This is a genomic window from Aerococcus sp. UMB7834, from assembly GCF_030215145.1.
GTDB lineage: Bacteria > Bacillota > Bacilli > Lactobacillales > Aerococcaceae > Aerococcus.
The window spans coordinates 18,087-35,035 of sequence record NZ_JASOLI010000013.1 but is presented as its reverse complement, the minus strand read 5'-3'; the positions used below and the strand labels follow the sequence as shown (position 1 = coordinate 35,035).

General features: G+C 47.2%; 18 protein-coding genes. 16 read left to right on the top strand and 2 right to left on the bottom strand.

The genetic code is table 11. From position 1 onward, the window contains the following. Positions 1-461: 461 nt before the first annotated feature. Positions 462-1,412, bottom strand: a complete 951-nt coding sequence (gene manA, locus QP339_RS09260; protein ID WP_284911274.1) for a mannose-6-phosphate isomerase, class I — start codon at positions 1,410-1,412, stop codon at positions 462-464. Positions 1,413-1,522: 110 nt separating this feature from the next. Between manA and QP339_RS09255 the strand changes: the two genes are divergently transcribed. Beyond that, positions 1,523-2,035, top strand: a complete 513-nt coding sequence (locus QP339_RS09255; RefSeq protein WP_284911273.1) for a DeoR/GlpR family DNA-binding transcription regulator — start codon at positions 1,523-1,525, stop codon at positions 2,033-2,035. Then, positions 2,016-2,282: a DeoR/GlpR family DNA-binding transcription regulator gene (locus tag QP339_RS09250; RefSeq protein WP_284911272.1), complete on the top strand. Its 267-nt coding sequence runs from the start codon at positions 2,016-2,018 to the stop codon at positions 2,280-2,282. Before QP339_RS09255 ends, QP339_RS09250 begins: the two co-directional genes overlap by 20 nt. A gap of 93 nt (positions 2,283-2,375) precedes the next feature. Here the strand turns inward: QP339_RS09250 and QP339_RS09245 are convergent, their stop codons facing one another. After that, positions 2,376-3,158: an alpha/beta hydrolase gene (locus tag QP339_RS09245; RefSeq protein WP_284911271.1), complete on the bottom strand. Its 783-nt coding sequence runs from the start codon at positions 3,156-3,158 to the stop codon at positions 2,376-2,378. Positions 3,159-3,743: 585 nt separating this feature from the next. On the opposite strand from QP339_RS09245, the gene QP339_RS09240 reads away from it, so the two are divergent. The 14 genes from QP339_RS09240 to QP339_RS09175 all read left to right on the top strand — a co-directional run bounded on the left by QP339_RS09240 (position 3,744) and on the right by QP339_RS09175 (position 16,947). Beyond that, positions 3,744-4,061 (top strand): metal-sulfur cluster assembly factor, encoded by a 318-nt coding sequence (locus QP339_RS09240; protein ID WP_070618389.1) that lies wholly within the window; start codon positions 3,744-3,746, stop codon positions 4,059-4,061. 603 nt (positions 4,062-4,664) lie between these two features. Beyond that, positions 4,665-6,173 carry a TIGR04282 family arsenosugar biosynthesis glycosyltransferase gene (locus QP339_RS09235; protein WP_284911270.1) on the top strand — a complete coding sequence of 503 codons (1,509 nt, stop codon included), beginning with the start codon at positions 4,665-4,667 and terminating at the stop codon, positions 6,171-6,173. A gap of 115 nt (positions 6,174-6,288) precedes the next feature. Continuing rightward, entirely contained in the window at positions 6,289-6,669 is a 381-nt protein-coding gene (locus tag QP339_RS09230; protein WP_284911269.1) for a glycine/sarcosine/betaine reductase selenoprotein B family protein, read from the top strand. Positions 6,670-6,687: 18 nt separating this feature from the next. Beyond that, entirely contained in the window at positions 6,688-6,924 is a 237-nt protein-coding gene (locus QP339_RS09225; protein ID WP_141744586.1) for a hypothetical protein, read from the top strand. A 21-nt stretch (positions 6,925-6,945) separates the two neighbouring features. Then, a complete protein-coding gene (locus tag QP339_RS09220; protein ID WP_284911268.1) occupies positions 6,946-7,707 on the top strand; it encodes a rhodanese-like domain-containing protein in 762 nt (253 codons plus the stop codon). A gap of 91 nt (positions 7,708-7,798) precedes the next feature. Next, positions 7,799-8,512 (top strand): TVP38/TMEM64 family protein, encoded by a 714-nt coding sequence (locus QP339_RS09215; RefSeq protein ID WP_070618228.1) that lies wholly within the window; start codon positions 7,799-7,801, stop codon positions 8,510-8,512. A 3-nt stretch (positions 8,513-8,515) separates the two neighbouring features. Beyond that, positions 8,516-9,193, top strand: coding sequence for a TIGR04283 family arsenosugar biosynthesis glycosyltransferase (locus QP339_RS09210; protein WP_284911267.1), 678 nt, complete (start codon positions 8,516-8,518; stop codon positions 9,191-9,193). Between the two features lie 28 nt (positions 9,194-9,221). Further along, on the top strand, positions 9,222-10,268 hold the full coding sequence (locus QP339_RS09205; protein WP_284911266.1) for a sulfurtransferase: 1,047 nt from the start codon (positions 9,222-9,224) through the stop codon (positions 10,266-10,268). 395 nt (positions 10,269-10,663) lie between these two features. Beyond that, the gene (locus tag QP339_RS09200; protein WP_284911265.1) at positions 10,664-11,566 is read left to right on the top strand and encodes a nucleoside hydrolase; all 903 of its coding nucleotides are present in this window, start codon (positions 10,664-10,666) and stop codon (positions 11,564-11,566) included. Between the two features lie 12 nt (positions 11,567-11,578). Continuing rightward, the gene (gene arsS, locus QP339_RS09195) at positions 11,579-12,541 is read left to right on the top strand and encodes an arsenosugar biosynthesis radical SAM (seleno)protein ArsS (RefSeq protein WP_070618213.1); all 963 of its coding nucleotides are present in this window, start codon (positions 11,579-11,581) and stop codon (positions 12,539-12,541) included. Positions 12,542-12,551: 10 nt separating this feature from the next. Beyond that, entirely contained in the window at positions 12,552-13,430 is an 879-nt protein-coding gene (locus QP339_RS09190; RefSeq protein ID WP_284911264.1) for a sulfurtransferase, read from the top strand. Positions 13,431-13,495: 65 nt separating this feature from the next. Beyond that, entirely contained in the window at positions 13,496-14,881 is a 1,386-nt protein-coding gene (locus QP339_RS09185) for an SLC5/6 family protein (RefSeq protein ID WP_284911263.1), read from the top strand. 1 nt (position 14,882) lies between these two features. Then, the gene (locus QP339_RS09180) at positions 14,883-15,806 is read left to right on the top strand and encodes a metallophosphoesterase family protein (RefSeq protein WP_284911262.1); all 924 of its coding nucleotides are present in this window, start codon (positions 14,883-14,885) and stop codon (positions 15,804-15,806) included. A gap of 91 nt (positions 15,807-15,897) precedes the next feature. Next, on the top strand, positions 15,898-16,947 hold the full coding sequence (locus tag QP339_RS09175) for a uroporphyrinogen decarboxylase family protein (protein WP_284911261.1): 1,050 nt from the start codon (positions 15,898-15,900) through the stop codon (positions 16,945-16,947). Positions 16,948-16,949: the final 2 nt, after the last annotated feature.

Sequence of the window (16,949 nt, the reverse complement as noted above, 5' to 3'; positions counted from 1 at the left end):
CTCGGAGTGATTTCACAAGTCAGAAACGAGCGCATGCTTCGCTCTTATTCTGACTTGCTCCAATCATCCGAGTCTAAACGCCAAGTCTCACACCCTGTTTTAGTCGGGTTCGAGGATGCAGAAAGGGCTCCTCTTCATAAAAGTCCGTCGAAGGCCTTCAGCCTTCTCTAGCCTTTTACTCCAGAGGTCCCTTTCTCCCGCGTCCTCTCACACCCTGTTCTAGTCGGGTTCGGCTTGGCAGACTCGGAGTGATTTCACAAGTCAGAAACGAGCGCATGCTTCGCTCTTATTCTGACTTGCTCCAATCATCCGAGTCTAAGCGCCAAGCCTCACACCCTGTATAGTCGGGTTCGGTCGCGCAGAAGTGGCTCCTCTTCACAAAGATTCTTCGAAGGCTTGCAGCCTTCTATGCCTCTTTGCTCCAGAGGTCCACTTCTACCCGCGCGCCCTCACACCCTGTTCTAATTGGGATGCGAGCAGATCAGGCTTGCCTTACCTCGGAGTTTAACGCTCTGGATAGCATGCGGGATGATGAAGGACTGGCCGGCTAGGATGTTGTAGGTCTTACCATCAGCTTCGATTTGGGCCTGGCCCTGGATGAGGCTGACCAGGCTGTAAGGATGGTTCGATGTATCGACTTGGATTTCCTCCTTGACTTGCCAGCGGTAGACGGTGAAGTGGGGATTAGCCCAAAGCTCTGTGATTTGCCCGCCTTCCTGGATTTCTGTGTTGGGTTGGGCCAGGGTATCTTGGCTGGGAAAATGTGTAACATCGGCCGCTTGGTCTAGGTGGAGTTGCCGTTTCTGCCCATCCTTATCTTTGCGGTCATAATCATAAACCCGGTAGGTAGTGTCGGAGCTCTGCTGGGTCTCTAGAATAAGGGCCCCGCCCCCGATGGCATGGATGGTTCCAGCTGGCACAGGGAAGAAGTCGCCTGCTTTAATCGGAAGGCGTTTGAGGAGCTTATCCCACTGGCCTTCGCCAGCCATTTGTAGAAATTCTTCACGGCTCTTGGCGCGGTGGCCATAGACAATCTCCGTTCCTTCATCCGCAGCGATAACATACCAACATTCGGTCTTCCCAAGTTCCCCTTCATGGGTCCAGGCATAATTGTCATCGGGATGGACTTGAACAGAGAGGTCCTCCTTGGCGTCAAGAATCTTTACCAGGAGGGGGAAGTTAGTATCTTCAGGCTGGCCGAAGAGTTCAGGCTGGTCTTGGTAGAGCTCAGCTAAGGTCATACCAGCATAGGCTTGGGGTGAATGGATACGCGACGGGCCGTGGGGGTGGCCGGAGATGATCCAAGCCTCTCCGGTATGGTCAGAAGGCAATTGGAAATGATAGATATCTTTTAATTTTTGCCCGCCCCAGATCTTTTCTTGGAGGTAGGCGTCGAGAAATATGAGGTCCATGCTAAGACTCCTTTCAAAGGCTTGTGTCTCCTATTATACGTACTTTAAGGAGGGATTGAAAGGGTGTCTAAGCTGGCAAAATGGAAAAGCGATAGAAGGAGGAAGAAGCAATGAAGAGACAAGATGCGATTGTGGAATGGGTGAGCCAGAAACGCAAGGTATCTGTGAATGAATTGGCAGACCACTTCCAAGTCTCCAAGGTAACCATTCGGAAAGACTTGGATCGTTTGGAAGAGCGGGGGATCCTGAGCCGCCAGCACGGCTATGCAGTGGTCAGCTCTAGCGCGGATATGAATTACCGTCTGGCAGTGAACTATGACCTCAAGCACCGGATCGCCAAGCGGGCAGCGGCAGCCATCCACGATGGGGATACTGTGATGATTGAATCGGGAGGCACCTGTGCTCTTCTGGCAGAAATTCTTGCCTTTGAAAACCGCGACATCACGATTATCACCAACTCGACCTTTATTGCCTCCTTTGTGCGTAAGTCTCCTAGCGTGAAGCTCATTCTCCTAGGTGGGGAATACCAGAAGGACTCCCAGGTCTGCGTGGGCCCCTTCCTGCGCGAAATTGCCTCCTACTTCCAGGTCCAACATTTTTTTTATGGGAATGGACGGTTTTGACCTCAAAAAGGGTTTTACTGGGGTTGATGTTGCACGGATCGATGCGGCCCGGACCCTGGCCGAGTCTGCCCAAGAGATTAATGTGCTGATGGATTCTTCTAAATTTACCAACAGCCAAGGCATCCTACAATTTCGCTTGGAGGAGGTTGACCGGGTCTATACGGATAGCGGCATTCCCCAAAATATTGCCCAGGCCCTAGAGCAGGCAGGGGTGGATTTGGTCCAAGTGCCGGCTGAAGAGGAATAGCTTGGCTAAAATAATGATAAAAAGCAAGAGCAGCTACTTCTAGGTTGAGGAGTGGCAGCTCTTGCTTATATTCATGCGCTTTTGCCTGCTTGATTAATCGGACAAGGTGGGGAGCCAGTCGAGGACGTCTTGGATGTGGGTGTCCCAGTAGTCCCAACCGTGGCCGCCGTCTGCTTCTTGGAAGCTGAGCTGGAGCTGGTCTTGGTAGCGATCTCTGAAATCGTGGTTTTGTCCAAGAAGTTCATCTTCGCGACCGCAAGTGAGGAAGACTTTAGGCAGGTCGATATCAGCTTCTATGGCCTGGTCCACCAGCTGGTAGATGTCTTTGTCAGTGCCCTTGGGATCTTGGCCGCCGTAGAGGAGGTCGAATTCAAAGGGTGACTTAGGATCAGGGCCTTCTTGGTAGCGGGCGGAGAGGTCGGTGACGCCAGATAGGGAGGCCACATAGCCGTATTGCTCAGGATAAGTGAAGGCCGCCTTGAGGGCACCATAACCGCCCATGGAAGCCCCTGCGATGAAGGTATCTTCCCGCTTGCTTGAAACGGGCAGTAGGTTTTGGATATAGGCAGGCAGTTCCAGGCTGATAAAGTCGCTATAGGCATAGGACTTAGCCGTGTTCATGTAGAAGCCGCGGTAGGTAGTCGGCATCACGATCACCAGGTCGAGGTCGCGGGCATAGCGTTCAAGCGAGGTGAAGCGTAACCAGCCGTCCTCATTACTGGACAGGCCGTGTAAGAGATAGAGGACACGGTAGGGGGGACGGCGCTTTTGCCGAATGGCTTCAGGGGTGCGCTCACAGTTTTGAGGGACAAGGATATTGAGGTGCATATCCATGCGTAGGGTATCAGAATAGAAGGTCGTGTGTAGTCGGGTCATGTATTTTCCTCCTTTAGTTTGCTTTGACTCCATTATAACAAAATTGCTTTGACCAGTCCTCCTCCTTGCTTTCTGGGCATTTTTGACTTGCTAAATCCATTAAAGTATTGTATATTGTTAATAGTATCACTAGATAAGAGTGGGGGTATTTACATGGTTAGGCTATGAGTACAGTTGAATGACGCTAGTTTAGCAAACACGTGTAAATGCGCCTTTTTAATGAGCTTTAGTTCGAGAATTTGAGGATGCTGGGTTTTTTATGCCTATTTTTAACCTCGTCTCAAGTTCTTAGCCAGACTAACTCGTATCTACCGAGCGCTCGCATTTGTTTGCGGGCGCTTTTTTCCTATCTAACTTGAAAATCGCACCTAGCTCGCGTAAACTGTCTACTTAGCTGAATAAGAATTGGAGGCGATTCCTATGACCATCGATAAAGATAAACTAGAAATGGGGAATGAAGAGGCCCTCCCCCTCTCGATTAAGGAAGAAATTGAAGAGCAATTGGCCGAAAACCAGGATTGGAACGAGAACTATGCGGCAGCAACGAATTCGGAACGCTTCGCAGATCCTAGTGAGTTCACTGAACTGAGCTTGCGGGATCCGGAGCTCTATGAAGACGTGTTGGCCGCCTGCCAGGAAGTGATCGATCCGGAGCTTGGAATTGATATCTATAATTTAGGCTTGATTTATGACCTGCTCTATGACGGGGATGGGCACTTGTGGGTGCGGATGACCCTCACTATGCCAGGCTGTCCCTTAGCCGATGTGATTTTCCAGACCCTGATGGACAGGCTCCGAGAAATTGAACTTATTCAGGATGTTAAAGTGGAATTAGTTTGGCAGCCTGTTTGGAGCCCGGACCGTTTAACGCGTTATGCGCGGATTGCGCTGGGTCTCCGTTAGACTGAACCGACCGAGGTCGCCAGTTCCATTCAGTAAAGAACCTTGCTAACAGGTACTTGATTACTACCATCACAAATTAAAAGACCGTTTTAGGAAGATAAAAGTTTTTCTCCAACTTTGATAGTCGATTTCCTTGCGCTTCCTACTTGTTAGCTTGTTCTTTACTGAAAGAGTTGGCGACTGCGCCAGGCCCTCATATTGGATCCCCCCATTACCGATCCGATTGAGGGCTTTTCTTATCTTTAAAGTAATAAAAAAATTTTCTATAAAGGGCAACAATAGTTGCCTTTTTCTTGTGATTATGGTAACGTTTGAGTGAATACATTAGAGAGGGGGGGGCATTTATCATGTATGTACAGTGAGTCTATAAAAAGATGCTAGGAAGACAGCTGGTAAATGCTATACACTTTTCTAATGGGGATATTATGAGCTTGCTTGTGGGGCATAGTAAATAAGAAAGTTAGTGGCTTATTTAGTATGCGAAGAGGTTTCGTCGCCGCATCATTCAACAAATTACCGGCGGGTATCCATAATTCAAAGGGGTGTTGGCATTTGCTGTCAGCACCTTTTTTGTTTATATGGAAACCTTTACATACAAAAGCTATGAAAAAACTATTAATTATAATGACTCGCTTGCCACTGAAAGGCGAGACGAAGAGTCGTCTGTCTGATTTCTTGACGGTCGATCAAACCCAAGCGCTTAGCCAGTATCTCTTAGAGATGAATTATCAGCGGGCTAAGGCGAGCCAAGCAGACCTCTGTTTCTGGCTAACGGCTGACCAAGCCGGCTATGACTTGGGTGACTTTTTAAACCTTGACCAGGAAGCGGTGTTTTGGCAGGAGGGCGATAGCCTGGGTGAACGTATGTCTCGGGCGATTCGAGATGGTTTCAACCGGGGTTATGACCAGGTGGCTCTTATGGGGTCAGATCTTTATGATTTATCTACTAGCCAGGTCGACCAAGCCTTCACTTATTTGGATTCCTGCGACTTGGTTTTGGCGCCTAGCTTGGATGGGGGCTATGGGCTGATCGGCATGTCCGCCTATTATCCCGACCTATTTGCCCTGGAAAGTTATGGCCATACCTCTGTTTTGGCGGCGACGCTTTCACATGCTGACCAAGCCGGGATCAGTTATGAACTCCTGCCAGCCATCCGTGATATTGATGATAAAGAAGATATTGCGGCTATCTTGACGGGGGACCCTGAGGCGACTTTCCTAGCCCAAGGGGAATATAATGCTAATTTTATCTTTGACCAAGGCAGGAAATTGTTGCGGATTGCTTTGGGCTCACAATTGCATCTCGACCAGCAGATCCAGTATGAGTACGGGGCTTTGAAGGCGCTCGAAGCGAGTGGCGTAACGCCCAAACCCTTGGCGCTTTGTGACTACCACCCCTTGATTGGGGCGGGTTATTTAGTGGAAGCCTTCCTGCCTGGTCGCCAGCTGGACTATGAGACGGATAGCCAGATTGCAGCGGAATTATTGGCGCAAATTCACCAACAAGATCCTAAGCAGGCAGACCATCTCATTTATGCGGGCCAACCCTTTGTGGTGATGTATGAAGAGTTTGAGACCATGTTTGCCCACTACCGGTCCTGGGAGGGGCGGTCGGAGGAAGTGACTCAGCGGATTCAGCGGCTCTTAGACGGCTTAAAGGTCTATGACCACAGCGCCCAGCTTGTTAATCCTTGTATCATTAATACGGAACTCAATGCCTCTAATTTCCTGATCAACCCAGGCGACCAGTCCTATGTCATTGACTGGGAGAAGCCGCTGATTGGGGAACGTGAACAGGATTTGGGACATTTCTTAGCGCCGACAACGACGCTTTGGAAGACTGACTACCTCTATGATGACCAGTCTTTAGAAAGCTTCATCCAGGCCTATGATGCCCACTCTCCGATTGCGATTGACCAGGCTAAGCTCGACCAGTACTTGGTCTTCACTTGCCTGCGGGGCTTGACTTGGTGCGCCATGGCCTATGTGCAATATAATAAAGCTGATAAATTGGCGCGTAACCAGGAAACTTACCAGGTCATTTCACGCTTTTTAAGTACTGACTTCATCCAGATGATTGAAGACTATATCGCTAAAAGATTGCCTGGATAAAGAAAGGAGGATTTTTATCGTTAAAAAAAATCGCCGAAGTTTAAAAGAAGTTGTTATTAGTCGTGTCGCCCAGCACATGGTCGTGACCATCAATTCGGCACCCAAAATTGCGCATATGGATAAGACACTAGATGAAGCCCGAGTTGCTTTCATTACCACGGCGGGGGTCCGCTTGAAGACGGATCCGCCTTTTGAGACGAAGAAGGGAGATCCAACTTTCCGTATTATTCCCGGAGATGTGGACTATGGGGACCTTACGGTAAACCACGAACACTATGATATTCGAGATGCCCTCGAAGATATTAACTTGGTCTTCCCCCTGGATATCCTCCGGCAATTCGCTAGGGAGGGTAAGATTGGAGAAGTAGCTCCTCACCACTTCGGTTTGATGGGCTACATCCCCCAGGTTAAGAAGCTCATGAATAAGACGGCACCTGCTATCGCTGACCAATTGCAGGAGGACCAGGTCGATATTGCCTTGTTGTCTCCTGGCTGATATATTTGCCACCAGTCCGTGGGGCTGATTCAGCGCGAAATTGAAAGCCGGGGCATACGCACGGCTTCCATGATGCACCTGCCTAATGTGGCGGAAAAAGCCCGCCCACCTCGCATGCTTGAGACTCCCTTTGCCTTGGGCCATACTTTTGCGGGGCAAGCTTTTGACTTAGAAACCGAACGCCAGGGCCTCACCGCTCTGCTCGATTTTGCCATTCATGGCGGTGCCGAAGAATTGAAGAAATGGGAAATTTAAAAATTTAAAGGAGAAAAAATTATGTCAAAAAAATTATTATTACTCAGTTTAACTGCTCTTACTTCATTGTCACTAGCTGCTTGTGCAGATAACGCAGACTCTGCTTCTAGCGGTTCAAATGATGCTCAAACAGAAGCTACAGCTGACCAAGCGGCTGAAGTTAAAACTATATCCGGCGAAGAGCTCGACGAAGCTTTAGCTGATGACAAGAAGAAAGAAGACTACCTCGTCATCGACGTTCGTCCAGAAGATGAATACAAAGAAGGCCATGTGAAATGGGCTATCAATATCCCTGTCGATGAACTTGAAAATAACCTCGACCGTTTAAGCAACTATAAGAAAGAAAATGTAGTAACGATCTGCAACACTGGGAACAAGAGCCAGGAAGGGGCAGACATCTTGGCTAAAAACGGCTTTGAAGAAGTTTACAATGCTGACGGGGTTAAAGACCATGACTATTCAACAATGACTCAAGTTGGCTATGTGCTAGGAGACAAATTCCAAGAAATGGTTGACAACAATGATGGCGAATACTACATCATCGATGCACGTAAGGCTAAGGACTACGATAAGGGCCACGTTAAAGGGGCAGTAAATATCGAAGTTGACGACTTGGATGCGAAGAAAGCTGATATTCCTAAAGATAAAACTATCTTGACTTACTGCTACTCCGGTAATAAATCAAATACCATCGCTCAAGCCCTAACAGATGAAGGTTACAACACCATCAATGCCACAGAAGGTACTAAGGAATGGGACGGCTTTGATTTGTCAGAGAAATAATTTAAGTCTCTGATCTAGTTGGGTAGTTAATTTTAGGCGGCCCAGTTTCTTAGATTGGGTCGCTCTTTTTATTGGAAGATGGAGGAGACAGATGACGAAGAAAACTAACGAAGCCAGTAAGCGACGCTGGTTATTGCTAGGTATTGTGGGCCTTTGCCTGGCTATTTATTTTCTGATCCCCCCAGTTAGGGAATGGATCAACCAGGTCTTTAAGATGTTTGCAACGGGGAATTTTGATGAAGTGCGCGAATTTATCGATTCATACGGGGGCTATGCGGCACTTATTTCATTTTTCCTAATGGTTTTAACGGCAGTGATCGCCCCGCTCCCTGCTTTCTTGATTACGGTGACCAATGCTAATCTCTTTGGTTGGTGGCAGGGAGCTATCTTGTCATGGTCGAGTGCGATGGTGGGGGCTGCTCTATGCTTTTACATTGCCCGCATCTTAGGGCGTGATGTGGTTGTTCGCTTTACGACCAAGCGGGGCTTAGAAAGCATCGAAAACTTTTTTGACCGCTATGGCATGCAGACCATCCTAGTGGCCCGCTTGCTGCCCTTTATGTCCTTTGATATTGTATCTTATGCAGCAGGCTTAACATCGATGGGCTTTTGGGGTTATTTTATTGCCACAGGGATCGGTCAATTACCGGCGACCATTATTTATTCTTATGTAGGTGGTATGTTGACAGGTGGCGCTCAGAAGCTTGTGACGGGTCTGTTGATCCTATTCGCTTTGAGCGTCTTAGTTGCCCTCCTGCGCCGGGTCTATACCGACCGCAAGAAGAAAAAGGAATCCCTTAACTAGCTGATGATTAGTATTATCATTCCTGTTTTTAATGAGCGAAACCAACTGGATCAATTGTTTGATCATTTAGAGGTGTTTAACCCAGATATTCCGCATGAGCTGATCTTCGTGGATGGGGGCAGCCGGGACGGTACAGCCCATTTAATCAGGGCGGCAGGCTACTCAGTCGTTAACTCCCAGCCGGGGCGGGGGCAACAGCTTCATACAGGCGTGCTTGCCAGTCAGGGTGAAATCTTATTCTTTCTGCATGCAGATTCTTTCTTTAAAACTTGCCCTCTTAAGGAGGTACAAAAGAATGGTCAGGAAGTCCCCTTTGCTGCCTTTCCCTTGCGCTTTACCAGTGAGGATTGGCGGATGCGTCTGATTGCAGCAGGATCCAATTGGCGGCTAAGCCACCGCCATATTGCCTTTGGAGACCAGGGCATGCATATGCGCCGCGATTTTTACCAGGCTTTGGGAGGCTTTCGTTCCTACCCGTTAATGGAAGACTATGATCTTTCGATTCGGGCCAAGGAGGCTGGTGTTTATTGCCGGGTGGCAGAGCAGAAGATCTATACCTCAGCGAGACGCTTTGAAGCTAAGGGCTATCTGAGAACCCTATTTAAGATGCAAAGAGCCCAAGCCCTATTCAGGCAGGGAAAGTCGATTGAAAGTATTCAAAAATTTTACCGCGATAAATAAGTAATTGAGAAGAAGAGAGGAAGATTAGATGCATTGGACTAAAAAAATTTTAGCAGTATGTGGACTAGCTAGTTTTCTTTTAGGGGCTTGCCAAGGGCAAAGTTCAACAGCTAGCGACTCAACGCAACCAGCCCCTCCTTCAAAAGAGGAGACCCATCTGGTCAAAGCAGGCGAAAGCAAGAAAGAGGATATTTTTGTGGATGCCGCTTGGGCTAAAGACCAGATTGACCAGCAGGATACAGCCAAGATTCTAGAGGCAGGTTATGGTGATGCAGCCTACAAAAAAGGCCACCTGCCAGGTGCTCAACTCATGGATACGATGGAGATTGAGACAGAAGAGAGTGATTGGAATCTCTTAGCAGATGATGACTTGGTCAAAGCCTTTCTCGCTAAGGGGGTAAGCAAGGATACACCACTTTTTGTTTATGGTGAGGATGTCAATGCGGCTTCCCGTGTGGCCTTTGCCGCTTACTACCTGGGTGTAGATGAAGTGCACATTATTGACGGTGGTAAAGCAGCCTGGGAGAAGGCAGGTTATGAACTTACTGAGGAAAGTCCTCAAGTTACCGCAGCTCAAGATTTTGGCGGGGGTTATCCAGGTCGGCCCGAAGCCTATATTAAGACGTCGGATGACCTCCTAGCAGCTAAGGAGTCCCAACCAAACTTGGTGATAGCTTCCGTTCGCTCTTGGCCTGAGTTTATTGGTGAAACATCAGGTTATGACTACATTGACAAGGCAGGCGAGATCAAAGGAGCAGTCTGGGCCAAAGCCAGCGAAACAGCAGCTGACGTCAACTATCTAACCAATGAAGATGGTACAATTCGTGAGCCACAAGCAGTATTTGCTGATTGGGAAGAATGGGGAATTAGTCAAGATAAACCGGTAACATTCTATTGTGGAACAGGCTGGCGTAATACTACAGCCTTCTTTGTTGCTAAACAAGCAGGCTGGCATGATATTTCGGTCCAAGATGGGGGTTGGTATGAATGGAATTTAAACCATCAAAAAAATCCAAGCAAGTACCCGGTACAAGTAGGAGATCCCCGCGGAAATGATGTGGAAATCCTTGATTAAGTCAAGGCCTGTCCAGCTAGTGATCGCAAGTTTGCGTGGCTTACAAGTTCTCGCGCTCTTTTTAATGACGCAAGTTAGTGGTTTTTACGCGAATCATTTGAATTTTATGCGGTCAGTACTCTATCGTTCAAGGAAAGCTGAACTTTATCATGATTTTTGGACCTGGATACTGCCTAGCTTGTGTCTTATAGTGGCCGTTATACTTCTGCTTCGTTACAAACGGCGATCAGCCTATGGAGCGCTAGTCTTGACTTTAGCCTTTACGTTCTATAGTTTATTCTGGACCTTCGACCAATTGGAAACCTACTATCTCTACTATTTGCTTCTACTTGCTCTAAGCCTCTTCCAAATGATCATTGCTGGGATAAAGGCTAGGTCTAGAAAGGGTTTAACCGATGAAAGTAGCCATTGATTTTGACAATACTTTTTTTACGGCTAATCGTGATGTGGATGACGGGATGGCGCTGCTTTATTTATTAGGCTGTCCTGAAGTGGAGCTGATCGCTGTGACATCGACGTTCGGGAATAAGGGGATCGACCTGGTGGACCGGGATACCCAGCATCTCCTAGAGACGCTTCAGCTTGATCTGCCCTATGCTAAGGGCGGTCAGGCTTGTGGCGATTATCTGAATCCAGCTAGTCGTCTTCTGGCTGATTTGGCTGCCCAATATGCAGGAGACTTGTATGTCTTGGCGACAGGATCTCTGACGAATCTTATGGGAGCTTCTCTTCTTAATCCAGATTTCTTTGATCAAGTTGCTGGTTTTAGCTTGATGGGAGGCACTACGGCGCCCCTGAACTTCGCCAAGCAGGAAATGTTGGAATTGAATTTCTCCTGTGATCCTCAAGCTGCCTATCAAGTCTTAACCAAGGGGCATAATGTCCGTGTCATGACAGGCAATCATTGCTTGGACCTGCTCTTTACCCAGGAGCAATATGAAGCAGCTTTCGACCGAGTGGAAGGCCCTATTGTCCAAATGATTCAAAAATACTCAGCGCCTTGGTTTCGCGATAATGACTTAGAGTATGGCATCAAAGGCTTCTATAACTGGGATAGCCTGGCAGCGGCCTGCCTCGTTCATCCAGAATACTTTTCTTTAGACCAAGAGAAGTATTGGCTGAGTGTAGAAGGCCTAGCTCGAGGACGCCTTCACTGCCCGAGCCAGGACCCGACCCAGTATGTGGTGACTAAGCCTTACCAGCAGACGCTGGTCACGACACCTAGAATTACTAAAAAAGAGGCACTAAAAGATCATCTCTACCAGACTTGGTTGTCCCTCGATGATCAGCAAAAATGAAAGGAGAAAATAATGTCAAGTGATTTTATTGACCGGATCGAACCTGAATACCGGAAAACCTCAGCGATTACTACTCTGCAAGTGAATATTGGTAAGGTATGTAACCTGCGTTGCCGGCACTGTCACGTGATGCGCGACTCGAAGAATGAAATGATGTCGCCCGAGATTATGGATGCCTGCATTGAATTTCTCAAGGCCCATGATGAAGTGACGACCCTGGATATTACAGGGGGAGAACCTACTATGCACCCAGGCTTCACCTATCTGGCAGAGAAAGGGGCTCCCTATGTGGACGAAGTGATTGTCCGAACGAATGGGACTTTTTTGAATAAAAGAATGCGTGAGTTCTATCAAAAATATCCTGTGACGATTTTTATTTCGATGCCTTGTTACACTGAAGACAATGTGGATGTCGTACGCGGTAGCGGGGTCTTTAAGAAGTTAATCAAGGTCCTCCAAGAACTGAATTCTTATGGCTATGGCATTGATAAAGACCGACCTTTAAACCTCGTCCATAATCCGCTAGGGGCCACTTTACCCCCAGAGCAAAATGCCTTGGCGGTAGACTATCGCAACCACTTAGGTCAGTATGGCATTGAATTTACGAATCTATATACCATTACCAACCTGCCTATGGGCTACTTTGAAGATTTCCTAAATGATATGGACTATTATGACGAGTATATGGATATCCTTCGCAATGCCTTTAATCCCGTGACGGTACCTAATCTGATGTGCCGGTCCCAGCTGTCAGTGGGTTACGACGGCCAACTCTATGATTGTGACTTCCATCAAATGTCTAACCTGCCGATTAGTACGGGAGATACAATTACCGATGTGATTGATAAAGAAGATCTTGGACGGGAGATCCTCTTCCGCGATTATTGTTATGGCTGTACAGCTGGTTTTGGTTCATCTTGTGGAGGCGAATTGACAACAGAATGTCCAGCCCAAGTCGCCTTGGCTGAAGCGTAGGAGGTTTTTGATGAAAAATATTGTATCAACTGAAGAATTAGCGAGTCAGCTAGCCGATCCAAACTTGGTTTTGGTGGATGCTACCGTTTTCTTTAATGATCCAGAAGGAGACTTCTTGCGCTCTGGTAAGGACCAGTATGCGGCCAAACATTTACCAGGGGCTGTCTTCTATGACCAACTGGCTGAAGCAGCAAGTCATGACCCGATTCCCTTCCAAGTCACTGCCCATGAGCCTTTCGTGAAAAATATGGAAGACTTGGGGATTGCTGAAGATAGCCAGGTTGTTATCTATGACAGTGGAGCCCAAGTCGGCGCGGATTTTACAGCGAATATGTGGGCGGCACGCTTGGCCTGGCAGCTGGCTTATGAGGGCTTTCCCGAACAACAAATTGCTATCCTTGAGGGGGGCTTGAATAAGTGGGAGCGTGAAGGTCGGGCCCTAACAGAAGAAATACCTGAAAGCAAGCAGGGCCAGCTAAGCTTGCAACGTCGAGAAGACCTGCTTGCTGATCTGACGGAAGTGGAAGCAGCCGTCGAAGATCCGAGCGTTGTGATCTTAGATAGTCTTCCTAAGGCCCAATATGAGGGGGAATTTGCTGGCTTCGGTGACGACCGAGTGGGACACATTCCATCCGCAGTTAATGTCTTCTTCGGGTCCTTATCTGATCCTGAGACAGGCGCGCTCTTGACTGAAAAAGATTTGCGGCAGGTCTTTGCAGACTTTGCTGTGCTCGATCCTGATAAGCGCGTCATTACCTATTGCGGTTTTGGGATTGCGGCTTGCTGGCTCCGAGCTGTTCTGAATTATCTTGGTCAAGACCAGGTTGCCATGTATGACGGCTCCTTGATGGAATGGGCCACGCAGACAGATAAGCCCTTGGAAGTATAAGTATAATGTTAGTCAAGCCAGAGTTTGTCTGCTCTGGCTTTTATTGAATTAAAAAGGAGAAGTTTATGACGAGTAATGAAGTGATGTGGGCCTTTCTTACGAGTTATGCTATTTTGATGTTTTTATTATCGCCAAAGTTTGTTGATTTCAGTGGGTATTTTAGAGGAACGAATAAGGAAGGTAAGGATTCTTCGCTCCCCTTACTAACAGCAACCATTTTTATTAGTTGGATTTTTGCTAAATCAGTAACTAATGCAGCTAATTTAGGGGCTCAGTATGGGATTGTGGGAGGCTTTGCCTACGCAACTTATTGGCTATGTATTCCCTTAGCTGGTTTTGTTATCTACCGTTTACGTAAAAAATTTGGAGCAAAAGGGATTATTCCTTTTCTCAATCATAATTATGGCCCTTGGGCGGGAATTTTCTTTACTTTGGCAATTTTTACACGCTTATTCAATGAGATTTGGTCGAATACCTCAGTAGTAGGTGGTTATTTTGGGGCGTCGGGATCTACTCCCTTTATACTTGCCTCTGTGATATTTTCCGTAATTACCCTAGCTTATTCTGTCCGTGGTGGTTTGCGGAGTGCGATTGTAACCGATATGATTCAAAGTATCATTTTTATTATTTTTATGGTGGCTGTTTTTGCATTGGTGCTGCCTAATCGTCCGATGACTGATTATGTTCAGTCAGGGAATTGGACTTTGCTAGGGGGAGTAGACATGCTTTTAGTATCTGCTGTTCAAATTTTTAGCTATCCTTTCCATGACCCAGTTTTAACTGACCGGGGCTTTATCTCAGATGAGAAGAAGATGCTCAAGGCTTTTATCATAGCGGGCCTAGCGGGTTTCGTATCGATTGTGCTTTTCTCTTTTGTTGGCATCTACGCCAAGATGGAGGGGATGGCTTTAACGGATAATATTCCAGTAGCTGTTGCCCAGTCACTGGGAACTGCCGCCCTTGTTATTATGGCAGGGATTATGGTGTCTTCAGCGGGGTCGACTCTTGATTCTGCGCTTTCAAGTATTGCGAAATTATCTGCTATTGACGTGCCTCATTTGCTGGGTATTCGCTTGACTAAGAAAAAAACACGATTTATTGCGATGCTGACTATGGTGCTTTTTGCAATCTTGGGGAATTTACCCATGTTTTTTGGAACAAGCATCCTTAGTGCAACAACCATCAGTGGCACCATGGTTATGGGCTTTGCGCCTATTTTTTGCCTTCATGGTTTTGTGCCAACAAATAAGTGGAGCTTCCAACTGAGCTTTTGGATAGGTATCATAATTGGTTTGCTTTATACTTTTGGGCTTGTCCCAAGTATCTTTGCTATTGGGGCTGGAGATAGCGCCTTGCTTTTAGGGACCAATGTTTACGGCTTGATCCTTTGCACTTTAGGCTATCTGTTGCCAGGACTCTTAGAAAAATTTCAAAGTAAAGGAGTCGAATAATATGAGACCAGGAAGACTTTGTCCAAGCGATTACGCCATAGAAGAGAAGCTCTATGAAAAAGATTTTCCAGATCACGATAAAGGACTTTATATTATTGGCGGCCTCTATGGAAACCCCTATGCCTTGGATGAGATTGAGGCTATGCAAGTCAGGGATCCTGAGCCGGTATCTCTATGTTTTAATGGGGATACTCACTGGTTCGATTGTGACCCAGACCTTTTCCAAGGTTTGGAAGAGCGGCTTAACTGCCACTATCGGTCGCTAGGCAATGTAGAAGCTGAACTCTTGAGAACTGGCGACCAAGAAATTGGCTGTGGATGTGCTTATCCGTCGTCAACTTCAGATGCAGCGGTGAGTCGGTCAAATGCCATTCATAAAAGGCTTAAGGAAATGGTGAGAAAGGCTCAAATACCAGTAGATTCTCTTCAAGATCTCGGTAAATCCCAAGTCTTTACAGTTTATGGCTTACGTCTCCTTGTCTTGCATGGGGATGAAAAGTTTTTAGCCGGTTGGGGGTGTTCAGCAGAGTCTCTACAAGAGCCAGGTCGGCAACAGGAACTTGAAGCTTTTATGGAGAGCTATCAAATCGATGTCATTGCCTGTACCCACACTTGTTCCCAAGTTATTTATGAAGGCAAGGCAACTTTAGTTATCAATAATGGATCTGCAGGTATGGGGACTTTAGCTGGGGATCCGGCGGGTCTAATTATCCGTTTGGGGCAAGTTGCCCATCCAGATGCTATTTATTCCAAAAAAATGAATCACGTATATGTGGAATTGCTAAGGGTGGCCTACGATTTAGATTTATTTATGTCTGATTTTGATCAGCTCTGGCCATCAGGGTCGGCAGCAGCAGTTTCTTATAGAGAAAGATTGATTCAGGGCACGAGTCTCCCTTTGCGCATCTATTCGCCAAGTCTTTAATAACTTGAGTAAAGCGGAAGTTTTTTGATGTTAAGCTTTATGAAAATATGCTAAGATAAGGTATCATAGCAAAAAGGTAGGCGGTTTCATAATGGACCAAATGACAGCAGTTGAAAGATATCAGGCGCTTAAGAATGGCCAGAGTGTTGACCGGGCCCCAGTTATTCTTTATGACAACCTAATCGCTGCAAAATTAGTAGGCATGACCTACCAAGAATCTGAATCTTCTGCTGAGGCTTTGGCTAAGAAGCTCGTGGCTTCTTACCAAACATTTGGTCACGATGCGGTTTCTTTGATTTACTCTACTAAGAATTTCACCAAGCTTTTGGGGACGAAAGTGAAAGTGGCTGAGGATGCCCCGGCTTCAGTTAGCCGCTACGCTCTGGATGATTTGGCTGATCTCGACTGCTTACCCTATGATGCGGTTCATTTTGACAACGATCTTGGCCAGCAAAAAGTGTTCCAAGCGGTGAAAATTATCCAGGAAGAAACGGATGGCCAGGTCTACTGCCGGATCCATATGCCGGCCCCCTTTACAGCAGCTGCTGGGCTTATTGCTCCAGAGAAATTGCTGCGGGCGACCCGCAAGCAAAAAGATGAACTCAACGACCTGCTCAGCCGGGTCTTGGTGATTTTAAAGGATGTAGTGGACCAGTTTAGTCAGCTCGAAGGGACTTATATTTCTCTTTCTGACCCTGTGGCTTCGGGTAGCTTGATTAGTCCGCGGGTCTACCGTCAATTTGCTCAAGTCTACACTCAAGAACTCGTGAACTACATCCACCAAAAAGAATCTTTTGTGGCCTTACATATTTGTGGGCAAACGGAAAAAATTTTAGCGGATGTAGTAGAGACAGGGGTCGATGCTTTCAGCGTGGACCAGGTGGTTGATTTAACCAAGGCTAAGGAAATTTTGGCTGACCACTTGCAAGTTCAAGGGAATATCGCTCCCGTTGACTTGTTCTGGCAGGGAAATCCCCAAAGTATCAGCCGGGCGGTGGAAGCAACCTATGCCTGCATGGGGACAGATCCCATGCGCTTTGTGCTTGCCCCCGGCTGTGATGTGCCGGCAGAGAGCCCCTTGGAGAATATCCATGCCTATATGGATGCCGCCCGTCGTTTTGGTCAAGTGATTAGTAAGTAGGA